General features: G+C 72.9%; 18 protein-coding genes and 1 pseudogene. 6 read left to right on the forward strand and 13 right to left on the reverse strand.

What is annotated here, in order from left to right; genetic code table 11:
• Positions 1 to 182: 182 nt before the first annotated feature.
• On the forward strand, positions 183 to 1,841 hold the full coding sequence (locus DMB42_RS33255) for a DUF885 family protein (RefSeq protein WP_125640755.1): 1,659 nt from the start codon (positions 183 to 185) through the stop codon (positions 1,839 to 1,841).
• On the opposite strand, the gene DMB42_RS33260 is transcribed toward DMB42_RS33255, so the two are convergent.
• From DMB42_RS33260 to DMB42_RS33315, 12 genes and pseudogenes are all read right to left on the reverse strand, one after another.
• The gene (locus DMB42_RS33260; protein WP_125640758.1) at positions 1,821 to 3,071 is read right to left on the reverse strand and encodes an amidase; all 1,251 of its coding nucleotides are present in this window, start codon (positions 3,069 to 3,071) and stop codon (positions 1,821 to 1,823) included. The genes DMB42_RS33255 and DMB42_RS33260 overlap by 21 nt on opposite strands.
• The gene (locus DMB42_RS33265) at positions 3,068 to 4,270 is read right to left on the reverse strand and encodes a CaiB/BaiF CoA-transferase family protein (RefSeq protein ID WP_125640761.1); all 1,203 of its coding nucleotides are present in this window, start codon (positions 4,268 to 4,270) and stop codon (positions 3,068 to 3,070) included. Before DMB42_RS33265 ends, DMB42_RS33260 begins: the two co-directional genes overlap by 4 nt.
• Positions 4,254 to 5,483 carry a methylaspartate ammonia-lyase gene (locus DMB42_RS33270; protein WP_125640763.1) on the reverse strand — a complete coding sequence of 410 codons (1,230 nt, stop codon included), beginning with the start codon at positions 5,481 to 5,483 and terminating at the stop codon, positions 4,254 to 4,256. The genes DMB42_RS33265 and DMB42_RS33270 overlap by 17 nt, the downstream gene beginning before the upstream one ends.
• Entirely contained in the window at positions 5,483 to 7,423 is a 1,941-nt protein-coding gene (locus tag DMB42_RS33275) for a S9 family peptidase (protein WP_185844983.1), read from the reverse strand. Before DMB42_RS33275 ends, DMB42_RS33270 begins: the two co-directional genes overlap by 1 nt.
• A 126-nt stretch (positions 7,424 to 7,549) precedes the next feature.
• Positions 7,550 to 9,172, reverse strand: a complete 1,623-nt coding sequence (locus DMB42_RS33280; RefSeq protein ID WP_125640769.1) for a CdaR family transcriptional regulator — start codon at positions 9,170 to 9,172, stop codon at positions 7,550 to 7,552.
• Positions 9,173 to 9,431: 259 nt separating this feature from the next.
• Positions 9,432 to 9,674 (reverse strand): annotated as a pseudogene (locus DMB42_RS56430) (IS5/IS1182 family transposase); the annotation flags it as partial.
• A 63-nt stretch (positions 9,675 to 9,737) separates the two neighbouring features.
• Positions 9,738 to 10,853 (reverse strand): o-succinylbenzoate synthase, encoded by a 1,116-nt coding sequence (gene menC / locus DMB42_RS33290; RefSeq protein ID WP_125640775.1) that lies wholly within the window; start codon positions 10,851 to 10,853, stop codon positions 9,738 to 9,740.
• A 10-nt stretch (positions 10,854 to 10,863) separates the two neighbouring features.
• Positions 10,864 to 12,378 carry a serine hydrolase gene (locus tag DMB42_RS33295; RefSeq protein ID WP_125640778.1) on the reverse strand — a complete coding sequence of 505 codons (1,515 nt, stop codon included), beginning with the start codon at positions 12,376 to 12,378 and terminating at the stop codon, positions 10,864 to 10,866.
• The gene (locus tag DMB42_RS33300) at positions 12,362 to 13,567 is read right to left on the reverse strand and encodes a pyridoxal-phosphate dependent enzyme (protein WP_185844984.1); all 1,206 of its coding nucleotides are present in this window, start codon (positions 13,565 to 13,567) and stop codon (positions 12,362 to 12,364) included. The genes DMB42_RS33295 and DMB42_RS33300 overlap by 17 nt, the downstream gene beginning before the upstream one ends.
• A gap of 1 nt (position 13,568) precedes the next feature.
• A complete protein-coding gene (locus DMB42_RS33305; protein WP_125640785.1) occupies positions 13,569 to 14,387 on the reverse strand; it encodes a CoA ester lyase in 819 nt (272 codons plus the stop codon).
• Positions 14,384 to 15,364 (reverse strand): MaoC family dehydratase, encoded by a 981-nt coding sequence (locus tag DMB42_RS33310; RefSeq protein ID WP_125640788.1) that lies wholly within the window; start codon positions 15,362 to 15,364, stop codon positions 14,384 to 14,386. Before DMB42_RS33310 ends, DMB42_RS33305 begins: the two co-directional genes overlap by 4 nt.
• A complete protein-coding gene (locus DMB42_RS33315; RefSeq protein WP_125640791.1) occupies positions 15,361 to 16,803 on the reverse strand; it encodes a M17 family metallopeptidase in 1,443 nt (480 codons plus the stop codon). Before DMB42_RS33315 ends, DMB42_RS33310 begins: the two co-directional genes overlap by 4 nt.
• A 187-nt stretch (positions 16,804 to 16,990) precedes the next feature.
• On the opposite strand from DMB42_RS33315, the gene DMB42_RS33320 reads away from it, so the two are divergent.
• From DMB42_RS33320 to DMB42_RS33340, 5 genes are all read left to right on the forward strand, one after another.
• Complete coding sequence (locus DMB42_RS33320; RefSeq protein WP_125640794.1) at positions 16,991 to 18,118, forward strand: M20/M25/M40 family metallo-hydrolase; 1,128 nt, start codon at positions 16,991 to 16,993, stop codon at positions 18,116 to 18,118.
• Positions 18,119 to 18,132: 14 nt separating this feature from the next.
• A complete protein-coding gene (locus DMB42_RS33325) occupies positions 18,133 to 18,897 on the forward strand; it encodes a GNAT family N-acetyltransferase (protein WP_260478095.1) in 765 nt (254 codons plus the stop codon).
• Positions 18,894 to 20,213 carry a M20/M25/M40 family metallo-hydrolase gene (locus DMB42_RS33330; RefSeq protein WP_125640799.1) on the forward strand — a complete coding sequence of 440 codons (1,320 nt, stop codon included), beginning with the start codon at positions 18,894 to 18,896 and terminating at the stop codon, positions 20,211 to 20,213. The genes DMB42_RS33325 and DMB42_RS33330 overlap by 4 nt, the downstream gene beginning before the upstream one ends.
• 142 nt (positions 20,214 to 20,355) lie before the next feature.
• On the forward strand, positions 20,356 to 20,718 hold the full coding sequence (locus DMB42_RS53535; protein ID WP_185844985.1) for a hypothetical protein: 363 nt from the start codon (positions 20,356 to 20,358) through the stop codon (positions 20,716 to 20,718).
• A 50-nt stretch (positions 20,719 to 20,768) separates the two neighbouring features.
• Complete coding sequence (locus DMB42_RS33340; protein ID WP_185844986.1) at positions 20,769 to 21,368, forward strand: MFS transporter; 600 nt, start codon at positions 20,769 to 20,771, stop codon at positions 21,366 to 21,368.
• 32 nt (positions 21,369 to 21,400) lie between these two features.
• Here DMB42_RS33340 and DMB42_RS33345 read toward each other — a convergent pair whose 3' ends face one another.
• The gene (locus tag DMB42_RS33345) at positions 21,401 to 21,772 is read right to left on the reverse strand and encodes a DUF4267 domain-containing protein (RefSeq protein WP_125640805.1); all 372 of its coding nucleotides are present in this window, start codon (positions 21,770 to 21,772) and stop codon (positions 21,401 to 21,403) included.
• Positions 21,773 to 21,837: the final 65 nt, after the last annotated feature.

The following is a 21,837-nucleotide window of genomic DNA, read 5'->3' on the forward strand; positions in this document are numbered from 1 at the left end:
GGGACGAGCCAGCTCGGCGCCGGGTGATGTAACCCACGATTGAAGCCACAGCGCGGCAGCGATTCTTGTCCAAGCCCACAAAGGTGCCCGTGCTCGATCGTGGCCAGACCCAAGCCCCACGGTCGCCCCTCACTTTAACGTCGTGCGTCAAACCGTACCTGACTAGGTGAAACGTGGATCAAATGACGGAGGGGTCCGGGTTGGTGGACGTCGAAAGCCTCGGCAAGCGGTACCAGGAGCTCCGGTACCGCACGGCGCCCACCTGGGCGCACCTGATCGGTGAGTACTCGGTGGCAGGGCACTTCGAGGACGTCAGCGCGACGGCCGAGGCGGCCGAGCTCCGCGAGCTGCGCGAGGTGGCACATGCCGCCGCCGCGCTCGCCCGTACGCCGGACGGCACACCCGTCTCGCTCGACGGCGCGGTCCTCGCCTGGCAGGCCGCGACCAGAGCCGACGTGCTCGAACACCGGTTCGCCGAGCTCGACGTCGACCCGCTCTTCGGGCCGGTGACCCAGTTCCCGGGCCAGGTCGCCAAGCTGGCGCTCCCGTCCGCCGAGGTGGCCGGCGCCCTGCCGAAGAAGTACCGCGGCTTCGCGCGCAATCTGCGCGACAGGCTGGAGCGTCTCGCCGCGGGCCGCGCGGCCGGCCGTACCCCGGTCGCCTTCGCCGTGGCGGACACCGTGGACAGGGTGCGGAAGTGGCTGCACACCCCGCTCGACGACGACCCGCTGCTGGCCGTCGACCGCGCCGCGCGCACGGATCACCTGCGCGCGGTGGTGGGCGAGGTGGTGCGCCCCGCGCTGGCCGACTATGCCAACGCGTTGACACGGGAGGTCGCGCCGTCCGCGCGGTCCGACGAGCGGTGCGGGCTGTGCTGGCTCGACGACGGCGATCGCGTCTACGCCACCCTGGTCCGCTCGCACACCACCACCGACCTCCACCCTGACCGCATCCACGAGATCGGGCTCGCCCAGGTCGCGGCCCTGGACGAGGAGTACGCCGCCCTCGGCCGGGAGGTCTTCGGCACCTCGGACGTGCCCGCCGTCATGGCCAGGATGCGCGACGACCCGGCCCTGCACTTCGACGACGCCGCCGGCCTCGTACGCGCCGCGGAGGTCGCCCTGGCCCGGGCGACCGACCGCGCCCCGGGCTGGTTCGGGCGGCTGCCGCGCGCCGCGTGCGCGGTCGAGGCGGCGACGAGCGGATCGCTCGGCCAGTACATGCTTGCGCCGAAGGACGGCTCGCGGGGCGGGACGTTCGTCATCAACGTCTCCGATCCGCGTGCCTGGGCCCGGTACGAGGTTGAGGCCCTCGCCTTCCACGAGGGCGTTCCCGGGCACCACCTGCAGATGGGCCTCGCCGCCGAGCTCACCGAGCTGTCGGAGTTCCGCCGCACCACCACGGTCACCGGCTTCCTCGAGGGCTGGGGGCTGTACGCCGAACGGCTCGCCGACGAGATGGGCCTCTACAGCAGCCCGCTGGACCGGCTGGGCATGCTGTCGTTCGACTCGCTGCGGGCCTGCCGCCTGGTCATCGACACCGGCCTGCACGCCAAGGGCTGGAGCCGGCAGCGGGCCAAGCGCTACCTGGCCGAGCACTCCCCGCTGAGCCCGGGGCACATCGACGCGGAGGTCGACCGGTACATCGTGACGCCGGGCCAGGCCCTGGCCTACTTGGTCGGCCGGCTCGAGATCGTGCGGATCCGGCGGGAGGCGGAGCGCCGGCAGGGTGCCGGCTTCGACCTGGCCCGGTTCCACGACGTGGTGCTCGGCGCGGGGCAGCTGCCTCTGCCCCTGCTGGAGGCGCACGTCGCCGCGGCACTACCAGGCGTCGTCGGGTAGCGCGCCGGGCGGGCGGCGGCGATGCCAGTCGCTGACCGCCTGCACGGCTTCGCCCACCACGAGCAGGGCCCGGTCGGCGCCGCGCCGGCCGACCAGCTGTGCGCCGACCGGCAGCCCGGCCGGCGTGGGCGACACCGGCAGGCCGAGGACGGGCAGGCCGGTGATCGACCAGCAGCCGGTGAGCTGGTTGATCCGCCGGCTGGCGAGGGTGAGATCGCCGTCCCCGGCAACGGGCGCGACGAAGGGCGTGGCCGGCACGGCGATGACGTCGGCCTCGGCGAGCACCTCGTCGACCCGGGCCCGCCAAACGAAGGCCACCGCGAGCGCGCTCTCGATCTCCTCGGTGGTGACCCGGCGGCCCGCCTCGATCCGCCCCTTGATCCCGGCGCAGACCCGGGCGTCGTGCCAGTACGGCCGGAGGTGGCGGATCGCCTCGGAGTTCTGCAGCGCGGCCATCGCCTGGTGCACCCGATCGACGTCGCGCAGGACCACCCGCCGGATCTTCGCGCCGTGCGCGCCCAGCAGGTCGAGCAGGTCGCGGAAGCCGGCGGCGACCGCGGGCTCCAGGTCGTCGAGGAAGTACTGCTCGGGTACGGCCACGGTCAGGCTGGACAGGTCCCGCGGCGGAAGGGGCCGCGAGTCCGTGCCGGCCATGACCTCCAGGGCGATGCGGGCCTCGGCCGCACTACGCGCGAGCGGCCCGACGACGTCCATGCTGGGGCTCAGCGGCGTTACTCCCAGCGTCGGCACCAGCCCGTGGCTCGGGCGCAGCGTGGTCACGCCGCAGAACGCGGCCGGGTTGCGCAGTGAGCCGCCGGTGTCCGTGCCGAGCGCGAGCCGGACCAGGCCCGCGGCGACCGCGACGGCCGACCCGCCGCTCGAGCCGCCGGGGATCCGGTCCGGGTCCCATGGGTTGCGGCAGGCGCCCCACGTGTCGTTCTGCGTGGTCGCCCCGAAACTGATCTCCTCGAGGTTCGCCTTGGCGACGATCCGCGCGCCGGCGGCCCGCAGCCGGCGCACCACCTCCGCGTCGATCACCGCCGCGGGCGGATGCGGGGCGCGGAGCCCGTCGGTGCGCACCGTCCCGGCGACGTCGATGTTGTCCTTGACCGCGATGGTCCAGCCCGCCATCGGGCCGTTCTTCTCGGCCGCGATGCCGTCCTCGATCAGCTGGGTGAAAGCGTTCAGCCGGGCGGCGAGCGCCACCACGGCGGCGGGAGCGCCGCTCACCGTTCACCGCCGAAGGCGCCGTCCCGTGCAAGATCGGCCAGTTCCGCGGCGCTCATGCCGAGTTCCTCCCGCAGGATCTGCTCGCGGTGCTCGCCGAGGCCCGGCGCGCGGTCCGGCGCCGGGTTCTCCCACCAGGCGCGTCCCGCCGTGCGCACGTGCCGTACCGTACCGAAGTTGGGGTGGTCGGTGTCGACGACCAGGCCGCGCTGCGCGGCCTGCGGCTCCTCGAAGGCCTCGCGCAGCCCGTTGACCGGGCCGCACGGCACGCCCGCCGCCGACAGCAGGCCGACCCAGTGGTCGGTGCCGTGCCGGGACAGGGCGGAGTCCAGCACCGCGTCCAGCTCGGCCTGGTGCTCCTGGCGGCCGGCGAGCGTCGCGAACCGGGGATCGGCGGCGGCCTGCTCGACGCCCAGCACCTTGGTCAGGCGCTCGAAGAACACCGGCTTGACGCAGGCGAGCATCAACCAGCCGTCCGCGGTGGGGTAGGCGCCGAACGGCACTACCGAGGGGTGCGCCGACCGGGTCTTGCGGCGGGTCTCGTGCCCCCGGGTGAGGAACCAGGTCGCCGGGTAGGAGAGCATCGCCATCGCCGTGTCGAAGAGGCTGACGTCGCACTCGCCGCCGACGCCGCCGCGCCGGGCGACGTGGATCCCAGCCAGCAACGACATCGCCGCGACGACTCCGCCGCAGTAGTCGACCAGCGAAAGGCCGCTCTTGGTCGGCGGTCCGGCCGGGTCGCCGGTCAGGTCCATCCACGCGGCGAGACCCTGGACGACGTAGTCGTACGCCGGCTCCGCCCGCCGCGGCCCGGTCATCCCGTAACCGGACAGCGAGCAGACCACCAGCCGCGGATTGAGGTGGCTCAGGTCGGCGTACCGGAGGCCGAGCTTGTCCGGCACGTCCCCGCGCAGGTTGTACATGAGCGCGTCGGCGCCCTCGACGAGGCGGTGCAGCACCGCCACGCCGGCCGGAACCGAGAGGTCGAGGCAGATGCTGCGCTTGTTCCGGTTGAAGCTCTGGAAGAAGAGGCTGTCGTCGTCCTCGGCGAACGGCGGGACATGCCGCCCGATGTCGCCGCCCGTACGCGCGTCCTCGATCTTGATCACGTCGGCGCCGAGCTCGGCGAGGTGCAACGATCCGAACGGGCCGGCGCCGTACTGCTCGACGGCGATGATCCTGATGTCACTGAGTCCGGTCACGTCTGCTCCTGTGCTCGATGACCGCGTGGGTGCGTGCCATCTCATTCCTGGTCACCATCACTGCCTCGTCAACGCCCATGCCGGGCCGGGCCAGCAGCACGTCCGCGCCCGCGCCCATCGCGACGTGGGTGGCGATGCGGGCCGACAGGTCGGTCTCGGTGCACGACCCTCCGAGGTACGCCGCGACGCCCGCGGCCCGGCAGGCGAGAACGGACCGCACGGCGTCGTCGAGGCTGCCGACGTCGGGCATCTTGATCTGGATCATGTCGGCCGCCCGCGCGTCGAGGAAGGCCAGCACGTCCTCGTGGGTGTTGCACCACTCGTCGGCGACGATCTGGACGCCGGTTTCGTGTTTGCGCAGGCGCAGGAGGACGTCGATCTGGGCCTCCCGCGACGCCGCGCGCATCGGCTGCTCGACGCGCAGCGGGAACGGCGCGCACTTCTCGGCCAGCCGGGCGAGGAAGCCGGCCACCTCGGCCGTGGAGGGGAAGACGTCGCCGAGGGTGCCGTAGCAGTCGATGTGGATCACCGGCTGGTAGTCGTCGTCCGGGCGCCGCGCCAGCACCCGGTCGCGTACCCAGCCGACATAGTCCAGCAGCAGGTGGCCGCCGGGCCCGACGAGCAGATCGGCGTTGTTGATCAGCCCGTGCGGCAGGCTCTCGACCCGGCGCAGCACCATCCGGTCGACCGCGCCCCGCCGGTCCTCGCCGGACTGGGCGAGCAGCGGGACCGGACCGATCGGATCGGCGCCGCCGTACTCGGCGGCGACCACCTCGGCCATCGTGCGCCGGGTGGCGTTCGCGGCCGCATCGAGCAGGGCCTGGCTGACCCCGTACGCGACCGCTCGTGGCAGCCCGAGCGGCGCGATCAGGGCGGAGGTCTCCCGGAACGAGTCCACGGTCGCGTCCAGCAGGACGTCGCGCAGCACCGGCAGCCAGCGGTCGCGGGCCGCCTCCGCCAGCAGGACGGGCTCGCGTCCGGAGCCGCCGGCGTACTGCACCGACACCCCGGCCCCGGTGGCCACGCGGTCGTCGTCGAGGAAGAGCAGAATCTGCAGCGACTCGCTGGGCTGGCGGATCGCGCGGTAGCCTGGGGTGAGCGCGGGGCCGTCGTAGAAGTAGCCGTCGCGTACCGCCCCGGCCTTGATCGCCGCCTGGTCGTCGTTGCTGTAGGTGCCGATGCCGGGCACCGCCAGAATCCCCGAGACGCGCATCAGCCGGCGTACCTTGTCACCCAGTCCACGACCCGGGCGTTGTAGTCGCGCCGGAACCGGGGCGGGCTGTTGAACAGCATGTTGTGCGACGCCTCCGGGTAGATCACGATCTCGGTCTGCACGCCGAGCTCGCGCAGCGCCGTGTGCCACTGCCTGGCCTGGTCGAGCGGGCAGCGGACGTCCGCACCGCCGTGCAGGAGCAGCGTGGGAGTGCGTACGTCGGCCACGTGGGTGATGGGCGACATCGCCGCGTAGTTCTCGGCGTCCGCCCAGAACGCGCCGCCCCACTCGCTGGTCGACAGGGCGCGCCGGTTGTCGGTCGTGCCGGCGGCGCTGCGCAGATCGCTGATGACGCCCCCGCCGACGGCCGCGGCGAACCGGTCGCTGCGGCTGGTGAGGTAGCAGGTCATGTAGCCGCCATAGCTGTAACCGGTCACCGCGATGCGGTTGTCGTCGACGAGCCCCTCGGCGACGAGCTCTTCGAGAGGCTCGAGGAAGTCCGCGGTGTCCGAGGTTCCCCACCGGCCACTCACGGCGCGGGCGAACTCCTCGCCGTAGCCGTCGCTTCCCCGCGGGTTGAGCAGCAGTACGGTCCAGCCGCGCGCGACGAGCTCGTGGTGGTAGAGGTGCACGGCCTCCGCGGCGCCGTTCCAGGCGTTGTGCGGGCCGCCGTGGATGTCCAGCAGCAGCGGCTGCGGGCCGGTGGCGTCGGGGTCGCGCATGACCCATCCGGTGACGGCCGTCCCGTCGGAGATGGTGAACGTACGCTTGGCGCGCGGGGCCGGACGCCGGTCGCCGAGCCGCTCGCGATGGTTGGTCAGCTGGGTCGACGTGCCGGTCGTGAGGTCCAGGACGTAGATCTCGCCGAACGTGTCCGGCCCGTTGCCGAGGAACGCGACCAGTGTGCCGGCCACGCTCAGGCTCGAGACGTTCTGGTCGGGCGCCGCGAGCAGCGCGGTGGGGGTGCCGCCGGTCTCGGGCATGGTGTACGGGACGACGTAGCCGCCCTCGCGCACGCAGAACAGGACCGTCCCGAGCTGCGGCACCACGCGCGGCGTCGAGCCGGGATAACCGGGCGCGCCGTACATGACCTGCCGGTCCATCTGCTCGGTGAGGTGCCGGGCCGTGCCGTCCGCCGGATCGACGAGGAGCAGGCCGGTGAAGCGCGCGGCCCCCTCCGGGTGGCCGCAGACCAGCAGCCGGGTGCCGTCGCCCGTCCAGGCGAGCGGCCCGGCGCTGCCGGATTCCGGGCCCGCCGGCCGCGGGACCCGTCCGGGGTCGCCGAGGTCGATGGTGTACGCGGCGGAATGCCGGGTGAGGTCGGCGTCCGCGGACATGGCTGCGGAGAAGGCGATCCGGGTGCCGTCCGCCGACCAGGCCGCCCCGGATGCGCTCCACTCGCCGGCGGTGATCTGCTCGCATCCGCCCGTGCCGACGTCGGCGACGTGGATGTGCTGCCGCGGGGCGCTCAGCACGCCGGCGCCGTCAGCGTAGTAGTCGAGGCGACGGCTCACGACCGGCGCGCCCCACGCCCACGTGCCCTCGGATTCCGGGGGATCGGCCGGCGCGGTGAACAGCAGCCGCGAGCCGTCCGGGCTGAACGCCGGGGCGCCCGCTCCGCCGGGCCGGCGGGTGAGCTGCCGCGCCTCGGACGTCCCGACGTCGAGCAGCCAGATCTGGGGCCGGCCGTCGGTGGTGCGCAGGAAGGCGAGCAGCCGGCCGTCCGGCGACCAGGCCGGGGCGCAGTCGCCGACGCCGTCGGTCAGGCGGCGCGGGTTCCCGCCGCCGGTGGGCACCAGCCACAGGGTCTGCTCGACGCGGTCCGCGTCGAGGTCGTCGGTCTGGACGACGTAGGCGACCTCGCTGCCGTCCGGGCTGATCGCCGGTTGCTTGGGTACGTCGATCCGCCGGATGTCGTCGACAGTCAGATAGCGGTTCACACCGGTCCTCTCGTCGGTTGCCTGGATGCCGGACACCGCTGATCGTCACAAGTCCGGGGGCGGCGGCGCTGGTGTCGCGGCACGAAATTGCGGACGCCGGGTAGCGCCGCGCGACGAGGCTGCCGGTCAGGAGCGCATGAAGAGCCGGAACTGGAGCATCAGCGACAGCCGCTCGTCGTGGTTGTCCAGGCTTATCCCGGAGACCTCCGCGACCCGCTTCAGGCGGTAGCGGAACGTGTTGGGGTGGACGTGCAGCGACGCCGACGCGGCGATGTTGTCGCCGAAGTGGTCCAGCCACGCGCGCAGTGTCGGCACCAGGTACCCGTGGCGCTCGTCCTGCTCGACGAGGCGGGCGAGCGGCCCGCTGAGGCCCATCCCCCGCGCCGACACCAGGTCGGCCATCTCCATCATGAGCAGCTCGTACGCGTGCTCGACCGTCGAGCAGACGCGGTCGCCCTGCTGCGCGCTGCGGGCCAGCCGCAGCGCGCGGTCGGCCTCCTCCCGGGCCCGCGGGAGGGCGTAGGCGTCGGGCGCGACGGCGCTGACCCCGATCACCGCGGCGGACCGCCGCCCTACCCGGGCGAGGAAGTCCTTCGCCATCCGCTGACCGCGGTCCGAGTGCGGGTCGGCGGCCGGGGGCAGCGGAACGATCCCGTACACGACGTCGCCGACCAGCGCGGCGGAGGCGCCCGGCTGGACGGTGCCGAGGTGCATGTCGAACGCGTCACCGATGCGCAGCAGCTCGGCCGCGCGGTCGCCGCGCAGGCGTGCGGGCTCGTCCTCGCCGTCCGGGAGCGCGACCGCGAGCACCAGCATCGGGCGGTGGGGCAGGCCCAGCCGGGCCGCGACCTCCTCCGCCTCCGGGCCGCCGGCCAGGACCTGGGCGGTGAGGTCCGAACGCATTCGGCGCTCCACGTTGGCGTTCGCGCGGTGGCTCAGCAGGTGCACGGCGACCGTGCCCTGCAGCTCGCGGAAGGCCTGCATCCGCTCGTCCGAGAGCGGACTGGGGACCGCGGCCCACACTGAGCCCAGGATCTCGTCGTCGGCCCGGATGCCCAGCACGACGCGGGGCATCGTGAAACCGCCGTACCCGCTCTCGGGCGGATCGACGAAGAGCGGCTCCTGGGTGCGGTACAACTGGCGGAAGATGCCGCGCTCGGTGAGATCCTGCGTGGCCCAGGGCGTGACCTGGCGGTTGAGGATCGCGCCGATGCGCGACGGGTCCGCCTCCTCCTGCCGGATCGAGAAGGCGAGCACCCGGGAGTCCCGGTCCTCGACCGTGACCGGCGCGTCGAGGATCTCGGCGATGGCGTTCGCCAGGGCGAACAGGTCGCCGGTCGGGACGCCACCGAGCGGCGCCGCGAGCGCGGGGCCGGACGAGCCGTTCATCAGCGGCGCGAGGGTCGCGGCGAGCTGCATCCAGGAGTTCTCGTTGCCAAGCGCGAGCACCGGCGCGACGGTCCGCGGGCCGGTCAGCGAGGCGACGGCGCTCTCGTGGACGATGAGCGCGCCGCCCTGGCGTGCCACCCGCTCGCTGAGGGCGGTGAGCTGCTCACCAGCCTGGACCCCGACGGCAAGAACCAGGGGGCGCCGCGACCAGGCGACCTGGTCGGCCGGGTCGAAGATCACCAGGCCGTCGACGATCCGGTCGAGGTCCTGGCCGTCGAACGCCGGGCGGAGCAGGATGTGGCCGGCGTCCTCCAGGATTCGGGCCAGCGTGATCGACGGTCCGTCTACCACGACGGACATTTCCGGCTGTTCCGGGCGTCCCACAGCCGTGATTCTAACCACGGCCGATAAGCCCAATCTTGTTCCATGACACTATCGGCCTGCTCGATCTGGTGCGGCAGCACCATCTCTAGGAGGCTTCGGGGTCCCCGCGGGATGGGCGGTAGCGGTCGCCGCTGTCTATGAGGCCGCTGAATGTCAGCGTTTCATCGGTCTGCTCAGCCCGAGGTTGGTGGGGGGTCCGGGTGCGCGGTGGTCGGTCGAAGCTGTGGTGCGTGCGTTCGGTGGTGTCGGCGTCCGACAGGTCCGGCAACGTGTGCAACGTCAGGATCGAGGCCGCCACCGACGCCGGCATCGATGGACGGCCCTTCCCGGACGGAAACAGATCAGCGAACTGCTCGTCCGGGAACGGCGCACCGCGATGCTCGGCCAGAAACGCGAACATACTGCCCTCGGGCACCAGATGACCCACCAGCGCGGCGTCGTCGAGAAGCTCCCGGTCTGTACGCTCCACACCCCGCACCCAGAAATCATCGCATCTCGGTATAAATCACTACAGACGACGCGCCGATTCCTCAGCGGCCTCCTACAGGGGTAGCCACTCGGTGTGAATTGTTGCTGCGGCGAGGGCTTCGGGGTCGGGGGTGACGCCCAGGCCTGGGCCTTCCGGGACTGACATGTAGCCGTCGCTGAGTTCGAGGGGCGGGGTGATGTCCTGGTGGTAGAAGCGCGACGAGGCGGAGATGTCGCCTGGTAGCCGCATGCCGGGCAGGGCGGCCAGGGCGGCGTTCGCGGCGCGGCCCAGGCCGGTCTCGACCATGCCGCCGCACCAGACCGGGACGTCGTGGGCTTGGCAGAGGTCGTGCACGCGCCGGGCCTCGAGGTAGCCGCCCACCCGGCCGGCCTTGATGTTGACGACACGGCACGCGCCCAGTCTGATCGCGTCGGCCGCGGCCCGGGCGGAGGTGATCGACTCGTCCAGGCAGATGGGGGTTCGCAGGTGGCGGGCCAGCTCGGCGTGGCCCAGCACGTTCTCCTCGGCCATCGGCTGCTCGATGAGCAGCAGGTCGAAATCGTCCAGTTTCCGGAGTTGGTCGACGTCGGCGAGCGTGTACGCCGCGTTCGCGTCGACCTGCAACGGGATGTCGCCGAACGCGTCCCGGATCGCGCGCACCGCCGCGACGTCCCAGCCTGGCTCGATCTTGAGTTTGATCCGCCGGTATCCGTCGGCCAGGTAGGCGCCGACCGCGGTGACCAGCTCGTCGAGGGTGTCCATGATGCCGACCGAGACGCCCGCCGGCACCGACGTGTGGACGGCGCCGAGCGCGCGGCTCAGCGGCATCCCCAGACCCCGTAGCTCGGCGTCCCAGACCGCCATCTCGAGCGCCGCTTTGCTCATCCGGTGCCCGCGGAAGCGATCCAGCGCGGCGCTGACGAGGTTGACGTCGATGGCGGGCAGGTCGCGCAGCGCGGGCACGAGGAAGTCGCGCAGCGTGATCATCGCCGCGCCGACGTACTCCGAGGCGTACAGCGGGTGCTGCGCGGCGACACACTCGCCCCAGCCCTCGGCGTCGGCGGTGACGGCGCGGAGGATCAGCACGTCTTTGGTCGTCTGGGTGCCGAAGGAGGTGCGGAACGGCGACACCAGGGGCAGCCGGAGCCGCCGCATCTCGATGCCTTCCAGCGCGGATACCTTACCCATCAGGGTCACCTCAGTCCTCGGTCCGGGTCAGGGGGATGTTGGCGTACGCCGGGCCGGCGTCGCCGACCGTCAGCACCTCGCCGGTCGCGGACAGGTAGCGTCCCGGGCCGACGGCGGTGAGCTGCAGGGTGATCGGGTCGTCGAGGGAGCCCCCACTGGGCAGGTCGATCACGGCGTGGTCCCCGTCCTGCCGCAGGCGGTACGGCGCCATCGGCACCTCCCCGACCCGGGATTCGTAGTCGCCGGCCAGGCCGGGTTCGAGCGTCGACGGGCCGAGCTCGGGCACGACGGTCCGGTACCGCACATCGCCGGTGGCGGCGTCGAGCTGGTAACGGACGTGCCCGGCCGCGTCGCGCAGGAACACGGACCCGCCGTCGACGCCGTGAAGTTCGCCGTCGCGGGCGACGATGTCCCGGATGTCGCCAAGGCGCCCGACGTACCGGCCGGCCGCGTCCTGCGGGTAAGGCGAAGCCGCCGCCGGGGGTGGGATGGCCTGCGAGCCGTGGCCGTCCGCGAGCCGCCGGACGATGTCGGCCGCCAGCTCGTTCTGCAGGTCGTGGTCCACGGAGTTGGTGAGCACCGCACCGCCGATGCCGAGGTCCGGCAGCCAGAACACCTGGCAGAGGAAGCCGAAACCGGCCCCGCCGTGGTGCAGCACCCGGACCCCGGGCGCCCAGCGGTCGACGTAGAGCCCCAGCCCGTACCCCTGGGTCTGCTCCTCGGTCAGCCTCGGGAAGTCCAGGTGTTGCCGGGCCAACTCGGGCCGTAGGACGCCGTCGCCCTCGCGCAACTGGAATCGCAGGTAGCGCAGTACATCCCCCACGCTGGCGTAGAGACCGCCCGACGGCACCATCGGCACTCGCCGGGGCACGTCGCGACCCGCGCGGGCGAACGTGCGGGAGTGCCCGAGCGCCCGGTCCTCGTCGCCGTCGAAGGCGCCGAAGTCGAACGTCGACCGGGTGAGACCGAGCGGCTCGAACAGCCGCCCGCGCATGAACTCGGCGAACGTCTCCCCCGCTGCGGTGGCCACCACCTGGCCGGCGAGGTCGATCCCGAGGTTGGAGTACTCGTGGTGGTGGCCGACGGGGAACCGCAGCCAGGTCTCGGGGATGCTGGCGAGGTGCTCCTCGAACGTGGCGTCGCCGACCTCGTAGTTGGACCCGACCGGCGCCTCGTGAGTGAAGCCGGCGGTGTGGGTCAGCAGGTGGCGCAGGGTGATCCGGCGTTCGGGCCGCTCCTCGAAGTCGCTGTGTACGGTGAAGTCCGGCAGGTGGCGCAGGATCGGCTGGTCGAGGTCGACCAGGCCCTCCTGCACGGCCAGCAGCACGCCGGTCGCGGTGACCAGCTTCGACGTCGACTGGACGCTGAACATGGTGCGGACGCCGATGCCGCTGCCGAATCCCTCGGCCCACAGGACGCCGTCGGCATCACACAACCCTACGGCGACCCCCGGAATCCCCCGCGACCTCGCTTCGCGGGGAACGGCTTCTGAGAGGTACGCGATGAGCTCATCGACCCGCGACATGACCCGACCCTTCTTCGGTACGACCCCGCGCCGTCGACGATCCGGCCAGGACCGCCTCGTATCCGGCCGGATCGGTGACCCCCTCGGTGTCGAAGAGGACGAGCGTGGATCTGGGCCGCAGCAGCGAACCCGCCCGCGAGTCGAGCCGCAGCCGCCGGAGACCGGCCAGGCCGGCCGCGCCGCTCTCGCTGGTCGCGACGCCGAGCGCGGCGAGGTCGCGGACGGCCGCGGCCACCTCGAGGTCGGAGACCCGGGTGGCGGCACGGACGCCCCGCTGCAGCGCCGGCCATGCCACCAGCGAGACCTCGCCGCAGTTGAGCCCCGCCATCGTGGACTCGTGCGGTCCCGGCACCGTCACCCGTTCCCGGGCCGCCAGGGACTGCCATAGGCAGTCGGCCGCCGCCGGCTCGGCGGTGACGACGCTGCACGACCCGCTCGCGAGGCTGCGGACCGCGGCCGAGGCGAACGCGCCCACGCCCACCGGGACGAGCGCCAGGTCGATCGACGCGTCCGAGCCGAGCGCCGTGGCGAGCTGGCGCCGGGTCTCGGCGAAGATCGTCGAGTAGCCGGCGGCCACGGCCTCGGGGATCCGGGTGTACCCGGGCCACGACGTGTCCGAGACGAGCAGCTCGTGCCGACCGTCGGGCCGGTCCCGCTCCGCGCTCTCGGCCGACCGGCGAACGGCATCGTCGTACGATCCGGCGACCACCTCGACCTCGGCGCCCTCACCGCGGATCGCATCGACGCGTGCCTCGGTCATGTCCGCGGGCACGAAGATCCGGCTGTTCAGGCCCAGCCGGCGCGCCAGGTACGCGACGGCGCGGCCGTGGTTGCCGTCCGTGGCGGTCGACAGGACGATCGAGGCGCGCAGGGCGCCGGCCGCCTCGGCGAGCGCGTCGAACGTCGGGAAGGGCACGCGGCCGATGTGGCCGGCGATCGCCACGCTGACGGCCCAGCTCGCACCGACGACCTTGAACGACGGCAGGCCGAGGCGCTCGACCTCGTGCTTGACGAGCACGTGCGCGACGCCGACCTGGTCGGCGATCGCCGGCGCCGGCACCAGCGCGGACTCGGCGAATCCCGGGATCGATCGGTGAAAGTGCTCGATCGCGTCCGGAGGGCGTTCCGCCCAGCCGTCGAGGGCCGACCACGCCGGGTTCCACAGGACGTTACTCTCGAAGTGCGCCATCTCAGTCCCCAGTTCCCCTTTTCTCATCGATGGCCGAGCCGGCCAAAATCCGGCGCGCGCGCTCGACGACCGGGGCGTCGACCATGACGCCCCCGACGGCGACCGCACCCTGCCCGGCCGCCGCGATCACCTCGCGCGCCCAGGACACCTCCTCCGGCGACGGCGCGAAGGCGGCCCGGATCGCACCGGCCTGGACCGGATGGACTGCGAGCTTGCCCGCGTAGCCCTCGCGGCGCGCTCGCCCGGCGTCGGCGAACGTGGCGTCGTAGTCCCGCAGCGCCATGGTCACCCCGTCCACCGGCGCGGGCTTCCCAGCCGCGCGGGACTCCAGAGCCAGCCGGCTCCGGACCTGCCTGACGACGTCGGACTCCTGCTCGCAGCCGAGATCGAGGGCGAGGTCGACAGTGCCCAGCATGAGCCGCTCCACCCGCTCGACGGCGAGCATCTCGGCGACTCGCTCGACGCCGGCGGCGGACTCGACGAGGGCCACCGACGGCACCGGGAGCAGGTCGCACACGCGTTGCAGGTCCGCCGCCGACTCGGCCTTGGGCACGATCACGCCCCGCAGGCCCGCGCAGCCGACCAGCGCGCGCAGATCGTCCGCATGCCACGGTGATCCTGCCGGGTTCACCCGTACCCAGGCGGATCCGCCGACGGCGAGCCAGCCCGCGACGTGGTCCCGGGCCGCCGGCTTGGCAGTCAGCGCCACGGCGTCCTCCAGATCGCAGATGATCTGGTCGGCGGCGCTCGCGGCCTTCGCGAAGCGCTCAGGGCGGTCGCCCGGGACGAAGAGCCAGGCCGGGCCTCGTACGGTGCTCATGCGACCAGCGCCGCGAAGGTCCAGTCGAGGACGGCTCCGCGACCGGCCACCGACGTCTGGGTGTTGAGCACGGCGATCGCGGTGCCGTCCCGGTAGGGCGTGACGCCCCGCACCGTGACGCGGCTGCGCACCGTGTCGCCTTCGAAGACGGGCGCGACGTGGTCGCACGCGAACCACTCGGTCACGATCACCAGCCCCGGGACCATCCGGCAGGTCTGGCTGAGCGCGAGCCCGATGGTGTGCCCGCCGTAGACGAGCCGGCGGCCGCCGGCGGCCTCCGCGTCGTGGTGCACCGCCGCGATGTTGACGGTGAGCCGCGCCAGTTCCGGCGCGCTCGAGACGACGTCGCCGGCCGCCAGCTCGAAGGTGTCGCCGGCCGCAGGCGGACCGCCGGGCGAGGGCGCCAGCGGCTTGAGCGACCACTGCGCGAGCCAGTCGGGGGCCGTCGCCACGTCCGGCACGGACGGTGCGGTGAAAAGGCCGTCGACGTGGGGGCCCGCCTCCGGGGCCGGTCCGGACCCGTCGCGGCAGGGCAGCAGCGCGCACCGGTCGAAAGCGAGGATGACACGTCCGGTCTGGTCCCGGGTCACGATGCTCAGCACCGCCTTGCCGCGCTCGGGCCGGTCGGGCCGGGACCGGACCCGGCGGAGAGCGACGACCTCGGTCGAGGTGACGAGGGTGTCGCCGAGGTACGGCGTCGCCCGCGGCCGCAGCCCCCGGTAGAAGAGGTTCGCCACCACCTGGCGGGTCACGACGCTCGACTGGCCGACGGCCACGTCCCAGACCACGCCGGGATACGCGAGGCCGGGACGTCCGGTGACCCGCTCGGCGAGCGTCTCGTCGAGGCAGAGCCGGAGCCGGTCGCCGAGAATCGCCCGGTGCTGGGCCTGGAGCCCGGCATCCAGCGTGACGGCCGGCGCGGTGAAGGTGTCGCCGACGGCGAGATCGTCGAACCAGGGACCGTCCACGACGCTCATGCGTCCTCCTCCAGTGCCGGCGCGCCGGCGGTCAGGTAGCGGGTGAGCAGGCGCACCCCGCGGCCGTTGGCGCCTGCGGCCCACCGGGCGTCGGCGGCCGGGCGCATCACTGTGAGCCCGAGGTCGAGGTGCGCCCACGGCACGCCGGACGCGAACGGCTCGAGGTACAGCGCCGCGGTGATGGCGCCGTACGGCTGGGGCGCGTCCGGATCGAAGTTCCGGGTGTCCGCCACGTCGGAGGCGAGGGTGGCCCGGTAGGGCTCCCACATCGGCATCGCCCACCCGGGTTCACCGGCCGCGCCGCCGGCGGCCAGCACCCGCGCCAGCAGGGCGTCGTCGGTGCCGAAACCGGCCCACATGTCGGGGCCGAGGCCGGTGACCGAGGTCAGCGTCGCCAGGTCGACGATCGCGGCAGGGCCGGCCTCCACGGCGTACGCCATGGCGTCCGCGACCACGAGCCGTCCCTCGCAGTCGGCGTTGGTCACCTCGACGGTCCGGCCACCACGATGGCGCAGGACGTCCCCGATCCGGACCGTGTACGGGCCCGGCATGTTCTCGGCGCACGGCAGATAGGCCCGTACCGGCGCGTCGGAGCCCAGGCGGGCCAGCGCGACGAGGGCGCCGAGAACGGCGGCGGCGCCGGCCATGTCCGCCTTCATGGTGAGCATGCCCCGGGTGGGCTTGAGCGACAGGCCGCCCGCGTCGAAGGTGATGCCCTTGCCGACGAGCGCCGTGTGCGGGCCGTCGCCTCCGCGTCGCAGCTCGATCAGGCACGGCGGATGCACGCTTCCCCGGCCCACCCCGGCGATGCCGCCGAATTGCTCGCGCTCCAGCGTCGCGGCGTCGTGTACGCGTACCTCGAACCCGAGCGCCTCGCCGAGTTCCTGGCACACGGTCGCCAGCCGCGCCGGGACGAGTTGGCCGGGCGGCGTGTTGATCAGGTCCCGAGCGAGGTTGGCGGCCGCGCCGAGCGCGACCCCTTCCCGTACGGCATGCTCCGGTCCCCCGTGCCGACGCGGACCGGGGTCGAGCCGGGCGAGCAGGCCGGTGACGGTCCAGTCGGGGCGGTATCGGTACGTGCCGAGGGTCCAGCCCTCCGCCGCGGCGACCGCGCAATCCGGGTCGGCCTCCCAGCACCCGATCGCGTCGAGCACCGCCGGCGCGGATCCGCAGTGCCGGGCCGCCGCCATCGCGGCCGCCCGCACGTGGTCGAACGCCAGACCCGGACGGGGATCACCGACGGTCACGTAGACGAGGTCGGGGCCGTCGAGGATGGGGACCCGGGCCACGTCGCCGGGCTCGGCCGGGCCGAGGCGAGCCCCGATCGCGTGCACGTCAACATCAACGCCGGCCTCCGCGAGGAAGCCGGCGACCGGGGCCGGCACCGCCCCATCGGTCCCGACCGGCACGACGACCACGTCCGCCACCCGTTCCGTCACCTGGTCCTCCTGAACACGCGGGCCGCCCGCTGCGACCCGTCTCGTTTGAGCAAGCTAACCGGCGGCGCCGGCCGCCGTCGGTGTCGAACACCCAACCTCGGGACCGCCTTTCATGTCGGGCCACAAGAGTCGCCACCGCACCCGATGAAACGTTGGCGGCGCCGTCCAAAGCGCCGGAGGAAAACCCATGAACGCACTGTCCGTCGGCTCCCGCTCCCGGGTCGCCGGCGTCGTCGCGGCGTCGGTCCGGATGATCCGCTGCGAGTCACCCTCCACCGACCTCGCCGCGGTCGCCCGCAGCGCCGACTGCGTCGCGCGGGTCGGCGAAGAGATCCTGGGCCGCCCCGCCGAGCCGATCGTCACCGCCGGCCGCACCCACCTGCGCTGGCGGTGGGGAAAGGAACCACCTCGCGTGCTCGTGCTGGGGCACCACGACACCGTCTGGCCGCTGGGCACGATCGACACGATCCCCTGCACGGCCGGCGACCGGATCCGCGGGCCCGGGTGCCTGGACATGAAGGTGGGCCTCGCCCTCGCCTTCCACGCCATCGCCGCGCTCGACGACCCATCCGGGGTCACCCTGCTGGTCACCGGCGACGAGGAGCTCGGCTCTCCGACCTCCCGCGAGCTGATCGAGGATGAGGCCAGGGGCTGCGCTGCGGCCCTGGTACTGGAGGCCGGCGACGACTCCGGCGCCCTGAAGACCGAGCGCAAGGGCCGTGCCCACTACGAGCTGACCTTCGCCGGACGCGCGGCCCACGCCGGCCTGGAACCGCACCTGGGCGCGAACGCGCTGATCACACTGGGCGCCGCCGTCGGCGCCGTCGCCGCGCTGGCCGACGACGCGGCGGGGACCAGCGTGACGCCGACGATGGCTTCCGCCGGTACGGCCGTCAACACGGTGCCGGACCGGGCCACGCTGACGATCGACGTTCGCGCCCGGACCACCGAGGAGCTGCGGCGGGTCGACACCGCGATCCGCGGCCTGGCGCCGGCGAACGGTGACGTCACCGTCGAGATGGAGGGTGGCATCGACCGTCCGCCGCTCGAGGCCACGATGACGGCCGGGCTGTTCGAGCGGGCCCGCGCCGTGGCGGATCGGCTGGGCATCGGCCCGCTCGCCGGCGTCGCGGTCGGCGGCGGATCGGACGGCAACCTCACGGCCGCTGCCGGGGTGCCGACCCTGGACGGCCTGGGCGCGGTGGGCGGCGGGGCGCACGCCCGCCACGAGTGGGTCGACGTGGCTCGGCTCGGCGACCGTCTCGACCTGCTGACCGGGCTGCTCGCCGACCTGCTCGGCGAGGCCAGGCGATGACGCCGGAGCACGGAGTGTCAGTCCGCGAGGCGGCCGGGCTCGCCGACCTCGAGGCGATCGCCGCCCTCTTCAACCGGGTCTGGGACGGCGCACCCGACTCCAGCCAGATCACCGTCGCGTTGCTGCGTGCCTTCAGCATGACCGGCAACTACGTCGCCGTCGCATTCGTCGGGGAGCATCTGGCCGGCGCCGCGGTCGGGTTCCTCGCGCCGCACAACGGATCCCTGCACAGCCACATCACCGGGGTCGAGGCGAAGTACCGCGCCCAGCAGATCGGCTACCTGCTCAAGTGCCACCAGCGCGACTGGGCGCTGGGCCGCGGCATCGGCTCGATCACCTGGACGTTCGACCCCCTGGTCCGTCGCAACGCGTACTTCAACCTGGTCAAGCTCGGCGCCCGGGCGACGGACTACCTGCCCGACTGCTACGGCCCGATGCACGACGGGCTCAACCGCGGCGAGGCCAGCGACCGGCTGTTCGTCGAGTGGGACCTGCTCTCCCCCGCCGCCGCCGGGCCGCCCGAGGGCGACCATCGGCCGCTGATCACGGTCCGCGACGACGCGCTCCGGGTGGTGCCGTGGACCGGCGGGCCCGCCTTCGTCCCGGTCCCCGAGGACATCGAACGGGTCCGGGTCGAGAACCCCCTCCTCGCGCGGGCCTGGCGTGCCCACGTACGGGACGTGCTGGCCGGGGCCCTGGCCGGCGGCGCCGAGATCGCCGCCTTCGACCGGCGGCACGGCTACCTGATCACCTACCCAGCCAAGACAGGAGAACGATGACAGACCACCCGGACGTCGTGACGATCTGCTCCGACCTCATCGCGATCGACACCAGCAACTACGGCAAGGCGGGCAGCAAGGGCGAGCTGGCCGCGGCCGAGTACGTCGCCGGTCTCCTACGCGGGGCGGGGTACGACCCCGAAATCATCGAGTCCGAGCCGACCCGGGCCAACGTCGTTCTCCGGGTCCCGGGCGCCGACCGGTTGCTGCCCGGCCTGCTCGTCCACGGGCATCTCGACGTCGTCCCCGCCGAGCCGGAGCGGTGGACGGTGGCGCCGTTCGAGGGCCGGGTGGCGGACGGGTACGTGTGGGGCCGCGGCGCGACCGACATGAAGGACACGGTCGCGATGATGCTCGCCACCCTGCTGCGGTGGGCGGCCGACGCGACCGGACCACGACGCGACGTGGTCTTCGCCTTCGTCGCGGACGAGGAGGAGGACGGTGCCCTCGGCGCCGAGTGGCTGGTACGCAACCGACCCGAGCTCTTCGCCGGGGTCACCGCCGCCGTCGGCGAGTCGGGCGGGCGGCCCGTGCCGGTACGGGCGCCCGACGGGACGGTACGGCGGTTCTACCCGATCGCTGTCGCCGAGCGTGGCTCCCTCCACATGCGCGTCCGCGCGACCGGTACGGAGGGCCACGGGTCACGCCCGAACCCGGACAACCCCGTCGCCCACCTGGTGACCGGCCTGGCCCGGATCTCGGCGCACCGGTGGCCGCTGGCGCTGACGCCACCGGTGCGCCGGCTGCTCGACACCGCCGTGCGGACCCTCGGCCTCGACGCCGACCTCTCCTCCGACGAGGGCGTCGAGGCCGTCCTCGACGAGATCGGGCCGCTGCGCGAGTACGTCGAGCCGTCGCTGCGCTGCTCGACGAACGTCACCGTGCTCGACGCGGGCTACAAGTTCAACGTGGTACCAGGCGAGGCGTACGCCGAGATCGACGTACGCTCGCTGCCCGGCACCGAGGACGAACAGCTCGCCATCATCGACGAGTTGCTGGGACCGTCCGTCACCCGGTCATTCCTGTCCTACCGCCCCGCGATCGGGGCCGGCTGGGACAACGCCTGGTACGACGCGATGGCCGCGTCGGTCCTGCGCCACGACCCGGACGGCGTGATCGTCCCGTTCTGTATGGGCGGTGGCACCGACGCCAAGCCGTTCGCCGAGCTGGGGATGGCGGGCTTCGGCTTCGCCCCGCTCGGTGAGGACCCCGACGGCCGCACACCAGCCGGCATGCACGGCGTCGACGAACGCGTGCCGATCGCGTCCCTGCGCAGCGGCCTCGACGTGCTGGACGACTTCCTGCGCACGGTATGACCCGCTACGGCGCCGCGAACGCCCTGGCGTGGGACCGGTTGCATCCCCGCCTGACCCGCCGGGCTGGCTGGCTGGCTGGACCATGGCGACCTGCCCGTGCTGGAAGGCACGCTGATCCGGCTCACGGTGCAGCACCTGCCCGGTGACCGTGATGTGGCTGCGGTCGTCCCGCACCGGCGTCTGTCCGTCTCATGTGGACAACCTCTGGCAGGCGTTCCTGCGCAGGTTCGACCGGCCGGTGATGATCACGACGTTCCTGGTCTCCGGTTGTGCGATGGGCACGGTGCCGGCGGCCGCGGTCGCCGGGGTGCTCACTCTGTGGCAGTTGTACGCGGTCGCGCTGGTCGTCGCGACGTGTGAGGTGTTCTTCACGCCCGCCTACCAGACGTACCCGCTCACCTTGCTCGGGCCGGATCGGCTGATGGCCGGGAACGCCAGGCTGACCAGCACCGTCACGGTCGCGGGGATCGTGGGGCAGCCGGTCGGCGGGGTGCTGAGGCTCTGAGGCTGCGTGCGCAGATCGGGGAGGGCCTGCGTTACGTCGTCCGTCATCGCGTGATCGGGCCGCTCGTGCTCTACATGGCCACGGTCAGCTTCTGCCTGGCCGGGCTGACCGCGCTGGAGGTCAACTACGTGGTACGGGAGCTCGGCTGGTCGAGCCTGGCGACCGGCCTGGTCTTCGGCGTGAGCATGGCGGGCGGCCTGGCGGCCGGGGCGGTCGTCGGACCGCTCACCGACCGGTACGGCATGCCGCGCGTCCTGCTCGGGGCCGCCTTCGCGTATCCCCTGTGCAGCGGGTCGATCGGCCTGGTGGAGCCGGGGTTGGCGGGGCAGGTCGTCGTGGGCGTGTCCTGGTCGTTGCTGATCATCGTCACGCTCGTCTTCCAGAGCACCCAGCGCAGTCTGCGGCAACTCCTGACGCCCAAGGACATGCAGGGCCGCCTGGCCGCCACCTCCCGGTGGCTCACGTGGGCGGCCACGCCGGTCGGCGCGGTCCTGTCCGGGCTGCTGGCCGGGGGGATCGGCATGCGGGGGTCTCTTCTGGTGTTCTCCGCCGGGATGCTGGTCGGCCCGGTGGTGATGTGGTTCTCGCCGTTGCGTACGTCCCGGCGGGAGATCGAGCGGGACGTACGGACGGCGACGGCGGCCGGGTAGCACCCGAGCGGAACACAAGGACGGCGGCGGGGTCACAGGGCGAAGAGCAGGGCGGCGTTGACGAGGAGGGCGACCGCCGTCGCGAAGTGGACGCCGAAGGCGACCGCCTTGGTGCCGCCGTTGCGCAACACGATCAGGGTGTCGCCCAGGGGGAGCAGGGCGACGACCAGCATGAACCAGGCTTCGGCCTGGGCGCCCACGAAGACCAGCAGGGCCAGGCCGAGCAGGCCGTACGTGCCGTCGCGCAGGCCCTTGATGATCAGGTACGCGCCGTCGCCGTCCTGCTTGGCGGGGACGCCGTAGCCGGTGGCCGCGAGGCGGGGGACCAGCAGGAAGCGGGCGCCGATCAGGATGACCAGCAGGTTGAGGGCGATGGCGAGGCCGTAGGCGATGGTGGTCAGCATGTCCGTCTCCAGAGGGGCTAGCAGTGCTAGGAACGATGACGACGCTAGCAGAGCGTTGGCAGATG

The sequence above is a fragment of the Nonomuraea sp. WAC 01424 genome (assembly GCF_003947315.1).
Classification (GTDB): Bacteria; Actinomycetota; Actinomycetes; order Streptosporangiales; family Streptosporangiaceae; genus Nonomuraea; species Nonomuraea spiralis.